The 13,239-nt window shown below is 61.7% G+C and carries 14 protein-coding genes; 9 read left to right on the forward strand and 5 right to left on the reverse strand.

Going from position 1 to position 13,239, the window contains the following annotated elements; all coding sequences use genetic code 11:
* Positions 1 to 25 precede the first annotated feature (25 nt).
* A complete protein-coding gene (fabD, locus tag AC1D1Z_RS13190) occupies positions 26 to 970 on the reverse strand; it encodes an ACP S-malonyltransferase (RefSeq protein ID WP_018241445.1) in 945 nt (314 codons plus the stop codon).
* A 202-nt stretch (positions 971 to 1,172) separates the two neighbouring features.
* Between fabD and AC1D1Z_RS13195 the strand changes: the two genes are divergently transcribed.
* The 6 genes from AC1D1Z_RS13195 (at position 1,173) to AC1D1Z_RS13220 (ending at position 6,935) form a co-directional block, all read left to right on the forward strand.
* Positions 1,173 to 2,216, forward strand: a complete 1,044-nt coding sequence (locus AC1D1Z_RS13195; protein WP_477850784.1) for an aldo/keto reductase — start codon at positions 1,173 to 1,175, stop codon at positions 2,214 to 2,216.
* A gap of 376 nt (positions 2,217 to 2,592) precedes the next feature.
* The gene (gene rpsF / locus AC1D1Z_RS13200) at positions 2,593 to 3,060 is read left to right on the forward strand and encodes a 30S ribosomal protein S6 (protein WP_003547040.1); all 468 of its coding nucleotides are present in this window, start codon (positions 2,593 to 2,595) and stop codon (positions 3,058 to 3,060) included.
* Between the two features lie 14 nt (positions 3,061 to 3,074).
* The gene (rpsR, locus tag AC1D1Z_RS13205) at positions 3,075 to 3,323 is read left to right on the forward strand and encodes a 30S ribosomal protein S18 (RefSeq protein WP_003547038.1); all 249 of its coding nucleotides are present in this window, start codon (positions 3,075 to 3,077) and stop codon (positions 3,321 to 3,323) included.
* A gap of 156 nt (positions 3,324 to 3,479) precedes the next feature.
* On the forward strand, positions 3,480 to 4,466 hold the full coding sequence (locus AC1D1Z_RS13210; protein WP_018241442.1) for a DUF2232 domain-containing protein: 987 nt from the start codon (positions 3,480 to 3,482) through the stop codon (positions 4,464 to 4,466).
* Positions 4,467 to 4,488: 22 nt separating this feature from the next.
* The gene (gene rplI, locus AC1D1Z_RS13215) at positions 4,489 to 5,067 is read left to right on the forward strand and encodes a 50S ribosomal protein L9 (RefSeq protein ID WP_446983306.1); all 579 of its coding nucleotides are present in this window, start codon (positions 4,489 to 4,491) and stop codon (positions 5,065 to 5,067) included.
* 371 nt (positions 5,068 to 5,438) lie between these two features.
* Entirely contained in the window at positions 5,439 to 6,935 is a 1,497-nt protein-coding gene (locus AC1D1Z_RS13220) for a replicative DNA helicase (RefSeq protein WP_026188341.1), read from the forward strand.
* Between the two features lie 24 nt (positions 6,936 to 6,959).
* Here AC1D1Z_RS13220 and AC1D1Z_RS13225 read toward each other — a convergent pair whose 3' ends face one another.
* The 3 genes from AC1D1Z_RS13225 to AC1D1Z_RS13235 form a co-directional block, all read right to left on the reverse strand.
* Positions 6,960 to 7,262 (reverse strand): AzlD family protein, encoded by a 303-nt coding sequence (locus AC1D1Z_RS13225; protein ID WP_018241439.1) that lies wholly within the window; start codon positions 7,260 to 7,262, stop codon positions 6,960 to 6,962.
* Positions 7,259 to 7,963, reverse strand: coding sequence for an AzlC family ABC transporter permease (locus AC1D1Z_RS13230; protein WP_446983305.1), 705 nt, complete (start codon positions 7,961 to 7,963; stop codon positions 7,259 to 7,261). The genes AC1D1Z_RS13225 and AC1D1Z_RS13230 overlap by 4 nt, the downstream gene beginning before the upstream one ends.
* 67 nt (positions 7,964 to 8,030) lie before the next feature.
* Positions 8,031 to 8,852 carry an AraC family ligand binding domain-containing protein gene (locus tag AC1D1Z_RS13235; RefSeq protein ID WP_446983483.1) on the reverse strand — a complete coding sequence of 274 codons (822 nt, stop codon included), beginning with the start codon at positions 8,850 to 8,852 and terminating at the stop codon, positions 8,031 to 8,033.
* A 190-nt stretch (positions 8,853 to 9,042) separates the two neighbouring features.
* Here AC1D1Z_RS13235 and alr point away from each other — a divergent pair, with 190 nt between their 5' ends.
* Positions 9,043 to 10,206 (forward strand): alanine racemase, encoded by a 1,164-nt coding sequence (alr, locus tag AC1D1Z_RS13240; RefSeq protein WP_446983304.1) that lies wholly within the window; start codon positions 9,043 to 9,045, stop codon positions 10,204 to 10,206.
* A 10-nt stretch (positions 10,207 to 10,216) separates the two neighbouring features.
* On the opposite strand, the gene AC1D1Z_RS13245 is transcribed toward alr, so the two are convergent.
* A complete protein-coding gene (locus AC1D1Z_RS13245; protein ID WP_446983303.1) occupies positions 10,217 to 10,852 on the reverse strand; it encodes a LysE family translocator in 636 nt (211 codons plus the stop codon).
* A gap of 164 nt (positions 10,853 to 11,016) precedes the next feature.
* Between AC1D1Z_RS13245 and radA the strand changes: the two genes are divergently transcribed.
* Together radA and AC1D1Z_RS13255 are read left to right on the forward strand one after the other, a co-directional pair.
* The gene (gene radA, locus AC1D1Z_RS13250) at positions 11,017 to 12,417 is read left to right on the forward strand and encodes a DNA repair protein RadA (RefSeq protein WP_477850790.1); all 1,401 of its coding nucleotides are present in this window, start codon (positions 11,017 to 11,019) and stop codon (positions 12,415 to 12,417) included.
* Positions 12,418 to 12,507: 90 nt separating this feature from the next.
* The gene (locus AC1D1Z_RS13255; RefSeq protein WP_168267891.1) at positions 12,508 to 13,134 is read left to right on the forward strand and encodes a CvpA family protein; all 627 of its coding nucleotides are present in this window, start codon (positions 12,508 to 12,510) and stop codon (positions 13,132 to 13,134) included.
* Positions 13,135 to 13,239: the final 105 nt, after the last annotated feature.

The following is a 13,239-nucleotide window of genomic DNA, read 5'->3' on the forward strand; positions in this document are numbered from 1 at the left end:
CGTTCCTTATATCTGGAGATACCAATCAGGCCATGAGGGCGGCGACGGCCGCGTCGATATCCGCCGGACCGTTGACGGAGATGCCGTTGATCGTCTTGTCGATGCGGCGGGCAAGGCCGGTCAGCACCTTGCCGGAACCGAGTTCATAAAGCGTCGTGACGCCATTTCCGGCGAACCATTCCACCGTCTCGCGCCAGCGGACCTGGCCGGTCACCTGCTCGACCAGGAGGCTGGCGATCTCGTCGGCGCCTGTCACGGGCGCAGCACGGACATTGGCGATGACAGGCACGACCGGATCGGATTTGGCGACAGTTGCCAGCGCTTCGCGCATGGCGTTGGCGGCCGGCGCCATCAGTGTCGAATGGAACGGAGCGGAGACCGGCAGCAGGATGGCGCGCTTGGCGCCCTTGTCGGTCGCAAGGCCGGCCGCCTTTTCGACGGCTGCCTTCTCGCCCGAGATGACGATCTGGCCGCCGCCATTGTCGTTGGCGATCTGGCAGGCGCCGGCAGCGGCCGCTGCCTCGCAAACGGCAACGACGTCGGCATGTTCGAGGCCGATGATCGCGGCCATAGCGCCGACGCCGACTGGGACGGCCGCCTGCATGGCATTGCCGCGGATGCGCAACAGCCGCGCGGTGTCGGCGAGCGAAAAGGTGCCGGCGGCGCAAAGTGCCGAATATTCGCCGAGCGAATGACCGGCGACGTAGGCGATCTTCGACTTCAGATCCAGCCCTTTGGCTTCGAGAACGCGGACGACGGCGATCGAGACGGCCATCAGCGCCGGCTGGGCATTCGCCGTCAACGTCAACGTATCCTCGGGACCGTTGAACATGACGTCCGAAAGCTTTTCACCGAGCGCCTGATCGACCTCTTCGAAAACGGCGCGAGCTTCCGCGAAATTCTCGGCGAGATCCTTGCCCATGCCGACGGCCTGACTGCCCTGACCGGGAAAAGTGAAAGCGATGGTCATTTTCATGTCCCTGATTACGCCCCTTAAGGCTGTTTTGCCTCCAATTGACATTCTTTCCGGCAGAGTCAAGTGGCGCCTCATTCTCCGCAAAGCCTTTCGCACCGGCGCAAAAGCCCGGTTTTTGCTCTTGCGCTCCGCCAAATCCAGCCTAGATTTGCGCGGACCTCCCCAAGGCTTTCACCTCTCTCCCAAGGTTTTTTTCATGAAGTACAATTCACTAGGCCGCACTGAGATTTCCGTTTCAGAGATTTGCCTTGRCACCATGACCTGGGGTTCGCAGAACAGCGAAGCCGATGCTCATGCGCAGATGGACTACGCCGTCGAAAAGGGCGTCAATTTCTTCGACACGGCCGAGCTTTATCCGACCACCCCGGTTTCGGCGGCGACACAGGGCTGGACCGAAGACTATATCGGCAGTTGGCTCAAGAAGACCGGCAAGCGCGGCGATATCGTGCTCGCCACCAAGGTCGCAGGCCGCGGCCGCGACTATATACGCGGCGGCGAAGGTGCCGATGCAAAGAATATCCGCCTGGCGCTCGAGGCCAGTCTGGCGCGGCTGAAGACCGATTATATCGACCTCTACCAGATCCACTGGCCGAACCGCGGCCATTTCCATTTCCGCCAGAACTGGAGCTACAATCCCTTCAACCAGGATCGCGACGAGGCCGTCGCCAATATGCTCGACATCCTGGAAACGCTCGGTGCGCTGGTGAAGGAAGGCAAGATCCGCGCGATCGGTCTTTCCAACGAGACCACCTGGGGCATACAGAAATATCTGACGCTCTCCGAACAGAAGAACCTGCCGCGCGTTGCGAGCGTCCAGAACGAATATAATCTGCTCTACCGCCATTTCGATCTCGATCTCGCCGAGCTCTCGCATCACGAGGATGTAGGGCTGCTCGCTTATTCGCCGCTCGCCGGCGGCATCCTCTCCGGAAAATATGTCGATGGTGTCAGGCCGAAGGGTTCGCGCGGTTCGATCAACCCCGATATCGGAGGCCGCCTGCAGCCCCTGCAAGAGCCGGCGACCAAAGCCTATCTGCAGATCGCGGCCAGATATGGTCTCGATCCGGCAGCGATGGCGCTTGCCTTCTGCCGATCAAGGCCGTTCATGGCGTCGGTCATCATCGGCGCAACCTCGATGGAGCAGTTGAAAGTCGATATCAGTGCGGCCGACCTAACGCTTTCGGACGAGGTGCTCACGGAGATCGCCAAGGTGCACCGGCAGTATCCGCTGACGCTTTGATCATCTTCCTTTAACGCCTGCCCGACGCCGAACAGGATGGGGAGCATGATGTCGCCCGAAAACCGCTCACAGTTTTCGGCATCACGCTCTACTCACCGGTCTGCGTCGGGTTCGATTGTCCGATTGCGCTTGCCTTTCCGCGAAAAATCCGTATAAGCCGCCCTGTTCGTTAACCCGGTCTTCTGGCTGGTGGCTGAACGGAGGGCCGGTTTCCTCTCGGAAATCGTTCGGAACGGAAGCGTTCCAGCCTCCCGTGTCTCCGCTCTCGACCGTCTCGGAAACGCTTTCTTGCCTGGGTCCGCCCAATCAGGAGCAGTCGTTGAGGCTTAGCCGCCGAATATCGGGTTGAACCAAACGCAAGAAAGGCAAAGCTGTCATGGCTCTTTATGAACATGTATTCCTTGCCCGGCAGGATATTTCCGCTCAGCAGGTCGATGCCCTCGTAGAACAGTACAAGGGTGTGATCGAAGCGAATGGCGGTAAGGTCGGGCGTATCGAGAACTGGGGCCTCAAGTCCCTCACCTACCGCATCAAGAAGAACCGCAAGGCGCACTACGCCCTGATGGACATTGATGCCCCGGCTGCTGCCGTCCAGGAAATGGAACGTCAGATGCGCATCAGCGAAGACGTTCTTCGCTACATGACGATCGCCGTCGAGAAGCATGAAGAAGGTCCGTCTGCAATGATGCAGAAGCGCGACCGTGATGACCGTCCGCGTGAAGGCGGCCGTGGCCCGCGTGAAGGCGGCTTCGGTGATCGCGATCGCGGCCCGCGCCCGCCGCGTGAAGGTGGCTTCGGCGACCGTGACGACCGTCCGCGCCGTCCGCGCGAAGACCGTGTATAAGGGAGATCTGAGATATGTCTGAAACTTCCTCCGCTCCGGTCCGCCGCCCGTTCCATCGCCGCCGCAAGACCTGCCCGTTCTCCGGCGCCAATGCGCCGCGGATCGACTACAAGGACGTACGCCTGCTGCAGCGCTACATTTCCGAGCGCGGCAAGATCGTTCCGTCCCGCATCACGGCCGTTTCCCAGAAGAAGCAGCGCGAACTCGCCCAGGCGATCAAGCGCGCCCGTTTCCTCGGCCTGCTGCCCTACGTCGTCGCCTGATCGGTCGACGCCAATACTTTTGAGGGAAGGCATTCGTGCCTTCCCTTCTCCCTTCCGCGATGGGCGCGGATCGGAACTCTTAAAACCCATGTTGAGACGTTTCTGAATTTGATTCAGCAACATCCTCTAACTGCTTGATGAAGCAGGACAGCGACCTTGAAACGACCGAACATTAGAACGCTGCTGATCGGCGCACTCGCCGGATTGACCGCCGCCCTGCTGGTGCTGGGCGCGAGCATGCAGCCGTCGTTTTTCAGCGCGCTTCTCTACACGGCCTCGGCGCTGCCGATCCTGATCGTCGGGCTCGGATGGGGCAATGCCGCCGCGGTCTCGGCCGTCGTCACCGCTGCGGCCCTCGGGGCGATCTTGATTTCGCCCTCCTTCGCGCTGATCATGACGCTGGTGACGCTTCTGCCGGCCGGTTGGCTCAGCCATCTCGCCAATCTGGCGCGTCCGGCCGCCGAACTCGGCGGCCCCGACCATCTGCTTGCCTGGTATCCGCTCTCCGATATCCTGCTGCATCTCTGCGGTCTGGTGACGCTCGCCGTCATCGTCATCGGTGTGATCATCGGCTACGGGCCTGAGATTACCGATCCGATCGTCGATCTGCTGATCACCTCGCTCAAGCAGCAGCAGCCGGAATTCATGCCCGATCCGGCGGCGACTGCGCAGACCAAGTCGCTGATCCTGCTGATGCTGCCGGCTTTGCAGGGCGGCATGTGGGTCAGCATGCTGTTTGCCGCCTATTACTTCGCCGTGCGCATCGTCTCAGCGTCCGGCCGCGGCCTTCGCCCGCGCGAGGATATTCCCTCGTCGCTGCGCATGAACCGCAACTCGATCTTCATCTTCCTGGCCGGGCTTGCCGCCTGCTTTTTCGGCGGCATTCCGGCGCTGGTCGGTGCGACCGTGATCGGCACCTTCGGCGCCGGCTTCATGCTTTCCGGTTTCGCCTCGCTGCATTTCCGCACGCGCGGCAAGGACTGGCGCATACCGGCTCTCATCCTCTGCTATCTGGCCTCGATGCTCATGCTGCTGCCAGCTCTCCTCATCCTCGTTCTCGGTCTCAGCGATACGCGCAAGGCGATCGCGCTGACCCCGACGAAAGATGCTGATGCCCCCAAACAATCCGATACGAAAATCTGAGACACAAGAAAGGAAAAAGAAAATGGAAGTCATCCTTCTCGAACGCATCTCCAAGCTCGGCCAGATGGGCGAAACCGTAAAGGTTCGCGACGGCTTTGCCCGTAACTACCTGCTGCCGCTCGGCAAGGCGCTGCGCGCCAACGCCGCCAACAAGACCCGCTTCGAAGCCGAGCGTGCGACGCTCGAAGCCCGCAACCTCGAGCGCAAGTCGGAAGCCCAGAAGGTCGCCGACGTTCTCGACGGCAAGTCCTTCATCGTCGTGCGTTCCGCCGGCGAAACCGGCCAGCTCTACGGTTCGGTTGCTGCCCGTGACGTAGTCGAGATTCTCGCCGCCGAAGGCTTCAACATCGGCCGCAACCAGGTCCACCTCAACACGCCGATCAAGTCGATCGGCCTGCACAAGGTCGAACTGCAGCTGCATGCCGAAGTCGAAATCCACGTCGAGCTGAACGTTGCCCGTTCGGCCGAAGAGGCAGAGCGCCAGTCCAAGGGCGAAGAACTCACCTCGGTCGACGCGATCTACGGCGTCGACGAAGACGCGCTGCGTCCGGAAGACTTCTTCGATCCGGAAGCCGACGGCGTCGACGAAAACGAAGCATAATTTCGTCGGAGCGATCCGCGACAGGGAAGCCCGGCCACCGCGCCGGGCTTTTTCGTTTCCATCCCTTCCATAGGCGTAGTGGACTGGGTCGCTTTTTAAGGGGATTGTCCGGATGTTTTTGCTGCGTGCCTTATGGCATCGCGCTAAAGTAGCGTTCTCCGAAACGGATGGKCTGAGTCGGCGCCATACCGTGTCGTGCGGGTGACACTGCCAGTATTTCTCCTTTGTGTCGCCCAAGACTGTGGAGAAGTCGAACAACGTGCACAGCGTTCAGGATTTAGGCGAAGCGAGCCCCCGCTCCTTTCGTAGCCTCTTGATTTTCGCGTCCGGAATTGCAAATCCGGAGCTGGAAAAAGACAGAACGGATGATGATGAACGACGCCGCTCGAAAGATTACAGCTGTTGCCCCGTCGGAGCAGCATTATCGCGAAGCACCCAACAATATCGAAGCCGAGCAGGCGCTTCTGGGTGCGATCCTGATGAACAACGACGCCTATTACCGGGTGTCGGACTTCCTGAAGCCGATCCATCTCTATGAACCGCTGCACCGGAAGATCTTCGAGGTTGCCGGCGATATCATCCGCATGGGCAAGATCGCCAACCCGGTGACGATCAAGACCTTCCTGAAAGCCGACGAGAAGGTCGGCGACATGACGGTTTCGCAATATCTGGCGAGTCTCGTCAGCAATGCCGTCACCGTCATCAATGCCGAGGATTACGGCCGGGCGATCTACGACCTGGCGCTGCGCCGGGCGCTGATCACCATCGGCGAAGATGTCGTCAATATCGCCTATGACGCGCCGCTCGACATGCCGCCGCAGTCGCAGATCGAGGATACGGAACGCCGCCTCTTCGAATTGGCGGAAAACGGCCGCTACGACGGCGGCTTCCAGGCCTTCAACGATGCCGTTGCGCTAGCCATCGACATGGCGGCCGTCGCCAAGGAACGTGACGGCGGGCTTTCCGGCATTTCCACCGGCATCCATTCGCTGGATTCCAAGATGGGCGGCCTGCAGCGTTCGGACTTGATCGTGCTGGCCGGACGCCCCGGCATGGGCAAGACCTCGCTTGCCACCAACATTGCCTATAATATTGCCGCCGCCTACGAAGGCGAAGTCCAGTCGGACGGCAGCATGAAGGCGAAGAACGGCGGCGTCGTCGGCTTCTATTCGCTCGAAATGTCGTCGGAACAGCTCGCCACCCGTATCATCTCCGAGCAGACGGAAGTCTCCTCCTCGAAGATCCGCCGCGGCGACATCAACGATGCCGATTTCGAAAAGCTCGTCGCCTGCTCGATGATGATGCAGAAGGTGCCGCTCTATATCGACCAGACCGGCGGTATCTCGATCGCCCAGCTTTCGGCGCGCGCCCGCCGCCTCAAGCGCCAGCGCGGCCTCGACGTGCTTGTGGTCGACTACATTCAGCTGATGACCGGTTCGGGCAAATCCAGCGACAACCGCGTGCAGGAAATCACCCAGATCACCACCGGCCTCAAGGCGCTCGGCAAGGAGCTCAACGTTCCGATCATCGCGCTGTCGCAGCTCTCGCGTCAGGTCGAAAGCCGCGACGACAAGCGGCCGCAGCTGTCCGACCTTCGCGAATCCGGCTCGATCGAGCAGGATGCCGACGTTGTGCTCTTCGTGTTCCGCGAGGAATATTACGTCAAGAATTCGGAGCCGCGCGACATCCACGATCCGAAATATCCGGAATGGGAAGCGCTGTTCGACAAGGTGAAGGGCACGGCCGACGTCATCATCGCCAAGCAGCGCCACGGGCCGACGGGCACGGTGAAACTCGCCTTCCAGTCAGAATTCACGCGCTTTGCCGATCTCGCCGATCCTTCCTTCACACAGTACGAGGAACATTGACGCGGTTTTCCGGGTCAATTTCCCTTAGAAAACTGCGGCCCGCAACAAGGCCACCGCCACAACGCCGACGACGACGCTGGCRAGCATCGGCAGGCGGCGGGCGGCCAGCGCCGTTGCGGCACATGCCAGTGTCTCCGCCCAGCCGGTCGCAAAGGCGGTCGGAGCTATCACCGCCATCAGGACCGCCGGCGGGATCGCCTCAATCGCCGTTTTCCAGCGTTCGTCCAGCTGCACATGACGGATGAGGACGAGACCACTGATGCGCGTGAAAATCGTCGCGAATGCCATAGCGAGGATGGCAAGCAGGGTATTGATATCAAGCGTCATGCGGCCTGCTCCTGTACCCGACCCTTCCAGAAAGCCATCACCAGTCCGGCCAAAGCACCGGCTGCGATATACCAGACGCCCGGCACGAAATGATGGACGACAACGGCTGCAATTCCGCTCGCGGCCAGAATTGCGCCCGTTTCCGGTCCCTTCCAGAAGCCCATGACCAGCACGACAAACACGGCCGGAAAGGCGAAATCGAGACCGATGACCGCGGGATCGCCCAGAAAGGCGCCGAGCAACGCGCCTGCCAGCGAAGAGCCGACCCAGGCGGCATAGAAGGGCATGACGATACCGGCATACCATACGGGCGTCAGCCGTGTGCTGCCGGCGCGGAACTCCGCCATGGCCCAGAGTTCGTCGGCAAGGAACAACATGGCGGCATAGCGCCTGATGGTGGAGAAGGACTGCATCTTCATGCCGATGGAAGCGCTCATCAGCACATGGCGGATGTTGACCAGCAGGGTGGCAAAGCCGACGCCGACCCAGCTTGCCGGATGCGCCCATATATCCATTGCCACGAACTGCGAGCCACCGGCAAAGACCAGCGCGCTCATCAGCGCTGTTTCCAAGACCGAAAGCCCCTTGGTGGCCGAAATCGCGCCGAAAACCAGGCCGATCGGAGCAACGGCGACGACAAGTGGAAAGATGGCGCGCATTCCGGCAAGAAATTCGCCGGTCGGCCGGCTCTGCTGCAACATGGCAACCTCCCGATTAAGATCGCGGAGCAGTAGCCCAGCCCGACCCAGCCGTATTGAACGTAAGTGATCAGCCCGTTCGGAATTGACCGGGTGTTACGCCTGTGCGCGCCTTGAAGTGCCGGGTGAAATGCGCCTGATCGGCAAAACCGCATTCGAACGCAATATCGGCCGGCATGCGCCCCTGCCGCAGCAACCTGCGGGCCACCTGCACGCGCCGGTCCGTCAGGAAGGCATGCGGCGTAATGTGGTATTCCTTGCGGAAGGCGCGGATGAGATGCGCGCGGCTCAACCTCGCCACCCCGGCCAGTTCCTCAAGGCCGACGTCGCTGTCGAAATTCTCGATGAGGTATTCGCGGGCGCGGGCGACGGCGCTTCGCTCCTGTGTATCGACAGGCACGACCATAGTGCTGCCGTGGCGCGCAAAGATCGCCGCCAGCACCGAGAACATGCTTTCATCGGACTCCAATGCACCTGCACCCCTTTCGAGCGTGCGATGGGCGGAGTGAAAAGCATTGGCGAGCTGCGGATCGTGTGGAAGCCCGCCGGAAAAAGACGGCGTCGCGTGAAAGGCCTTGCCGGTCACATCCTCCAGAATATCGATGAATAATTTCATGTCCGGATAGATCATGCGGTAACGGTAGCCCTCGCCGCCGGGAGCACCGTCATGAATGACGCCGGGATCGATAAGATAAAGGTCGCCCGGGCCGGTTTCCTCCCGCCTGCCGCTCAGCGTGGCGATCTGGCTGCCGCTTTCAATCGCGCCGATGCTGAATGTATCGTGCGCATGCGGCGCATATTCATGAGTGAGGAAGGTAGCGCTCAGACACTCCATGTCGCGGAAGCGGCTGTCCCGCCAAAAGCGGGCCGATTCCACGTTGGCGAGCGGCATAGCCTCCGCCGCCTCTTTCTGAGATACGTTCTGCATGCGGGTAGATTAGCGCCGAAGCCGCCATGCGTCTTGAACAAAAGTGATCGTACAGGCGGCAAAGGATGGTATGTGACCGCCCGCGCTTTCCCTTGGTCGCAATGCTCACTAGACTGGGTGAGGTGATTTTCCCTTCATTTCTTCACGGCGATTCATGACAGATTTTCCCATTCCCTTCGACGACGACGATCTTTTCGCTTCCGCAGGCCTGCGGCTGACCGTCGACTTGACCGCGCTGACGGAGAACTGGCGCGATATGGCGCGCCGCTCCGGTGCAGCGCGCGCCTCGGCCGTCGTCAAGGCGGATGCCTATGGCATGGGCATCGAGGATGCCGGCGAAGCGCTCTATATGGCGGGCGCCCGCGACTTCTTCGTCGCGACCGTCGACGAGGGCGTCACCCTTCGCCTCTATGCGCCGGAGGCGCGCATCTTCGTGCTCTCCGGCATCTGGCCGGGCACCGAGCGGCGCTTCTTCGACAATGATCTGGTGCCGGTGATTTCCTCCGACGAGCAACTCGCCTTCTGGATGGCGGTGCTGGCCGATTACGGCGACTATCCCTGCGCGCTGCATGTCGATACTGGTTTCAATCGGCTCGGACTGCATATCGACGATGCGATCGCGCTCGTCGACGACGTTTCGCGGCCGGCGAGTTTCGCGCCGGTGCTTGTCATGAGCCATCTCGCCTGCGCCGACGATCCCAGCCATGCGATGAACCGGCGGCAGCTCGAATCATTCCACAGGGTTAGCGCCGCCTATGAAGGCATCGATTCAAGTCTTGCCGCCTCGGCCGGCATCTTTCTCGGCGACGATTATCACTTCGACCTGACCCGCCCCGGCATTGCGCTTTATGGCGGCGAAGCGGTCTGCGGCATGACGAACCCGATGCGGCCGGTGGCAACAGCGGAAGCGCGCATCATCCAGGTGCGAAATGTCGAGGCCGGCGAGACCGTCAGCTACGGGCGGGCGCTGCAGCTCAACCGCAAAAGCCGGCTGGCGATCGCCTCGGCCGGTTATGCCGACGGCTATATGCGCAGCCAGTCGAGCGGTGGCGTGCCGCTGCGCCAAGCGGTGCCGCAAGGCGGGCAAGGTTTCATCGCCGGACACAAGGTGCCGGTTGCCGGCCGCATCACCATGGACCTGACGATCTTCGATATCACCGACCTGCCTGACAATGCCGTGCGTGCCGGGGATTATGTCGAGCTGTTCGGCAAGAATATGCCAGTCGACGACGTGGCGCGGGCAGCAGGCACGATCGGATACGAGATCCTGACCAGCATGGGGCTCCGCCACGAGCGGCGCTATGTCGCCGAGGAGTAGAGTTCGCCCGTCAACGGCTGCTGAGCGCAAGCCGGACCCCGAGCGCCACGAAGAGCGCGCCGAGGCTGCGATCGAGCCATAGCCCGACTTTCTGATTATGCCTGAGCGCATCGGCAAGGCGCCCTCCGAGAAGGACGAGCGGCGGCTCGATGAAGGCAGCGACGACAATGATGAGCCCGCCATGCAGCAGGAGTTGGGCCCATGCCGGTCCTGCCCCTTCGACGACGAATTGCGGCAGGAAGGCCAGGAAGAAGATCGCCACCTTCGGATTGAGCAGCGACACAAGGATTCCTTGCCGGTAGATCCTTGCGACCGGCATTTCTTCACCGGCAGCCTTTATCAGTCCATTGCCGCCGCCGGCGCGCAAAGCCTGAATGCCGAGCCAGACGAGATAAGCGGCACCGATCCATTTGACTGTCGAGAAGGCGACGGCGGAAGCGGCAAGTATGGCCGAAAGGCCGAGTGCCGCCATCAGGACATGCAGACAGGCGCCGGACCAGACGCCGAACAGCGCGGAAAAACCGGCACGTTTTCCGCTTCTCATCGTGTGACCGAGGATGAAGGCGATATCGGGGCCAGGCGAGAGGTTGAGCAAAACCGCCGCCGACAGAAATGCAAGCCAGTGTGCGAGCGAATAATCGAACATCTTCCACCGTTCCGGATGACTAGGAGCAAAGGATAGGCACGGGTGCGCTGATGGGGAAATCATTAGTTTTGATCCGTCACGACAGCCATTATCTCAAGCACGATATTGATTCGATGAGGCGGCGCGTCTGCTTCACTTGGAAACCCGGACTGAAAGAGTAATTGATGGCGAAGGCCAGGACACAATTCATCTGCCAGAGTTGCGGCACGGTTCATAACCGCTGGGCCGGCAAATGCGAGAACTGCGGCGAGTGGAACACCATCGTCGAGGAAGACCCGATGGGCGGGATCGGCTCCGGTCCCGGCAAGACACCAAAGAAGGGCCGACCGGTGGCGCTGACGGCGCTGTCGGGCGAGATCGAGGAGGCGCCGCGCATCCATACCGCAATGTCGGAGCTCGATCGGGCGCTTGGCGGCGGCTTCGTGCGCGGCTCGGCGGTACTGATTGGCGGCGATCCCGGCATCGGCAAATCGACGCTGCTCATGCAGGCGGCCGCCGCCCTTGCGCGGCGCGGCCATAAGATCATCTACGTCTCCGGCGAAGAAGCCGTGGCGCAGGTGCGGCTGCGGGCGCAACGCCTTGCGGCGGCCGATACCGACGTGATGCTGGCGGCCGAAACCAATGTCGAGGATATTCTGGCGACGCTCGCCGAGGGCAAGCGGCCGGACCTCGTCATCATCGATTCCATCCAGACGCTGTGGAGCGAACTTGCCGAATCCGCGCCGGGAACGGTGACGCAGGTGCGCACCGGCGTCCAGGCAATGATCCGTTTCGCCAAGCAGACGGGCGCCGCCATGGTGCTCGTCGGCCACGTGACCAAGGACGGGCAGATCGCCGGGCCGCGCGTCGTCGAGCACATGGTCGATGCCGTGCTTTATTTCGAAGGCGATCGCGGCCATCACTACCGCATCCTGCGCACGGTCAAGAACCGGTTCGGCCCGACCGACGAGATCGGCGTCTTCGAAATGTCAGACAAAGGCTTACGCGAAGTCGCCAATCCCTCGGAACTCTTCCTCGGCGAGCGCAACGAAAAATCGCCGGGCGCTGCCGTCTTCGCCGGCATGGAGGGCACGCGTCCCATTCTCGTCGAAGTGCAGGCGCTGGTGGCGCCGACCTCGCTCGGCACGCCGCGGCGCGCCGTCGTCGGCTGGGATTCGGCCAGGCTGTCGATGATCCTGGCGGTGCTTGAGGCTCATTGCGGCGTCCGGCTCGGCCAGCACGACGTCTACCTCAACGTCGCCGGCGGTTACCGTATCTCCGAACCGGCGGCCGATCTGGCCRTTGCCTCGGCACTCGTTTCCTCACTTGCCGGTATTGCCCTTCCTGCCGATTGCGTCTATTTCGGCGAAGTCAGCCTGTCGGGCGCCATCCGACCGGTTGCACACACCGCCCAGCGTCTCAAGGAAGCCGAGAAGCTGGGTTTTTCCGCTGCACTGCTTCCATCCGCCTCCGCCGAACTGCCGAAGGGCTCCGGCGGGCGCTGGAGCGAAGTCGGAAGCCTGCCGGATCTGGTCGCGCGCATCGCCGGATCGAAGGGAGCGCTGCGTGTGGAAGACGATGTTTGATCCTTTCATTGCCAGGAATGGTGATGATATAGGAGGCACACGATAAGGCACGACACGGCCGCCAAGCGGCAGTCCTGGAGTTGAATTTACATGCCCATTACGATTTTCGACGGTATTGTCATCGGCGTCGTGCTCTTCTCCGCCGTGCTGGCGATGGTCCGCGGCTTTTCGCGCGAGATCCTCTCGATCGCGAGCTGGGGCGGTTCGGCCGCCGCTGCCTATTACCTCTATCCCTACCTGCTGCCCTACGCGAAAAAATATACCGATGACGACCGCATCGCGATCGTCGGTTCGGCAGCGGTCGTCTTCCTGATCGCGCTCATCGTCATCTCCTTCATTACGATGAAGATCGCCGATTTCATCATCGACAGCCGCGTCGGCGCGCTCGACCGCACGCTCGGCTTCCTGTTCGGGGCGGCGCGCGGCGTGCTGCTCCTGGTCGTCGCCGTCGCCTTCTGGAACTGGCTGGTCGATGTCGACCACCGTCCGGCCTGGGTCAACGAAGCGAAGTCGAAACCTTTCCTGGATTCGATGGTCGTGAAGCTGAAATCGGTTCTGCCGGAGCAATTTGCCCAGATGATACCGGAAAGCATCCGTGATAAGCTGCAGCCGCCGGCACAGGGCGCCGAAGGTACCACTCCGCCGGCGGGCGACCAGGCTCCGGCGGAAGACGCACCGACCGCGCCTGCAGACGGCGCACAGCAGCCGGCGAATTGACACAGTGTTCAAGAGCTTGACCCGCCTTCCGGCAATTGCCATTTGAGCGGAACATGAAATGAGGGTCCGGCCGGGCATCCCAGCTCCGCCGGGCTCAGCTGTTTC

The organism is Rhizobium sp. P1_E1 (genome assembly GCF_056406015.1).

What these genes read in the sequence shown, in the direction of transcription:
- fabD (WP_018241445.1), bottom strand. Translation starts at nt 970, where the DNA reads ATGACCATCGCTTTCACTTTTCCCGGTCAGGGCAGTCAGGCCGTCGGC.
- rpsF (WP_003547040.1), top strand. Translation starts at nt 2,593, where the DNA reads ATGGCTCTTTATGAACATGTATTCCTTGCCCGGCAGGATATTTCCGCT.
- rpsR (WP_003547038.1), top strand. Translation starts at nt 3,075, where the DNA reads ATGTCTGAAACTTCCTCCGCTCCGGTCCGCCGCCCGTTCCATCGCCGC.
- rplI (WP_446983306.1), top strand. Translation starts at nt 4,489, where the DNA reads ATGGAAGTCATCCTTCTCGAACGCATCTCCAAGCTCGGCCAGATGGGC.
- AC1D1Z_RS13220 (WP_026188341.1), top strand. Translation starts at nt 5,439, where the DNA reads ATGAACGACGCCGCTCGAAAGATTACAGCTGTTGCCCCGTCGGAGCAG.
- AC1D1Z_RS13230 (WP_446983305.1), bottom strand. Translation starts at nt 7,963, where the DNA reads ATGTTGCAGCAGAGCCGGCCGACCGGCGAATTTCTTGCCGGAATGCGC.
- AC1D1Z_RS13235 (WP_446983483.1), bottom strand. Translation starts at nt 8,852, where the DNA reads ATGCCGCTCGCCAACGTGGAATCGGCCCGCTTTTGGCGGGACAGCCGC.
- alr (WP_446983304.1), top strand. Translation starts at nt 9,043, where the DNA reads ATGACAGATTTTCCCATTCCCTTCGACGACGACGATCTTTTCGCTTCC.
- AC1D1Z_RS13245 (WP_446983303.1), bottom strand. Translation starts at nt 10,852, where the DNA reads ATGTTCGATTATTCGCTCGCACACTGGCTTGCATTTCTGTCGGCGGCG.
- AC1D1Z_RS13255 (WP_168267891.1), top strand. Translation starts at nt 12,508, where the DNA reads ATGCCCATTACGATTTTCGACGGTATTGTCATCGGCGTCGTGCTCTTC.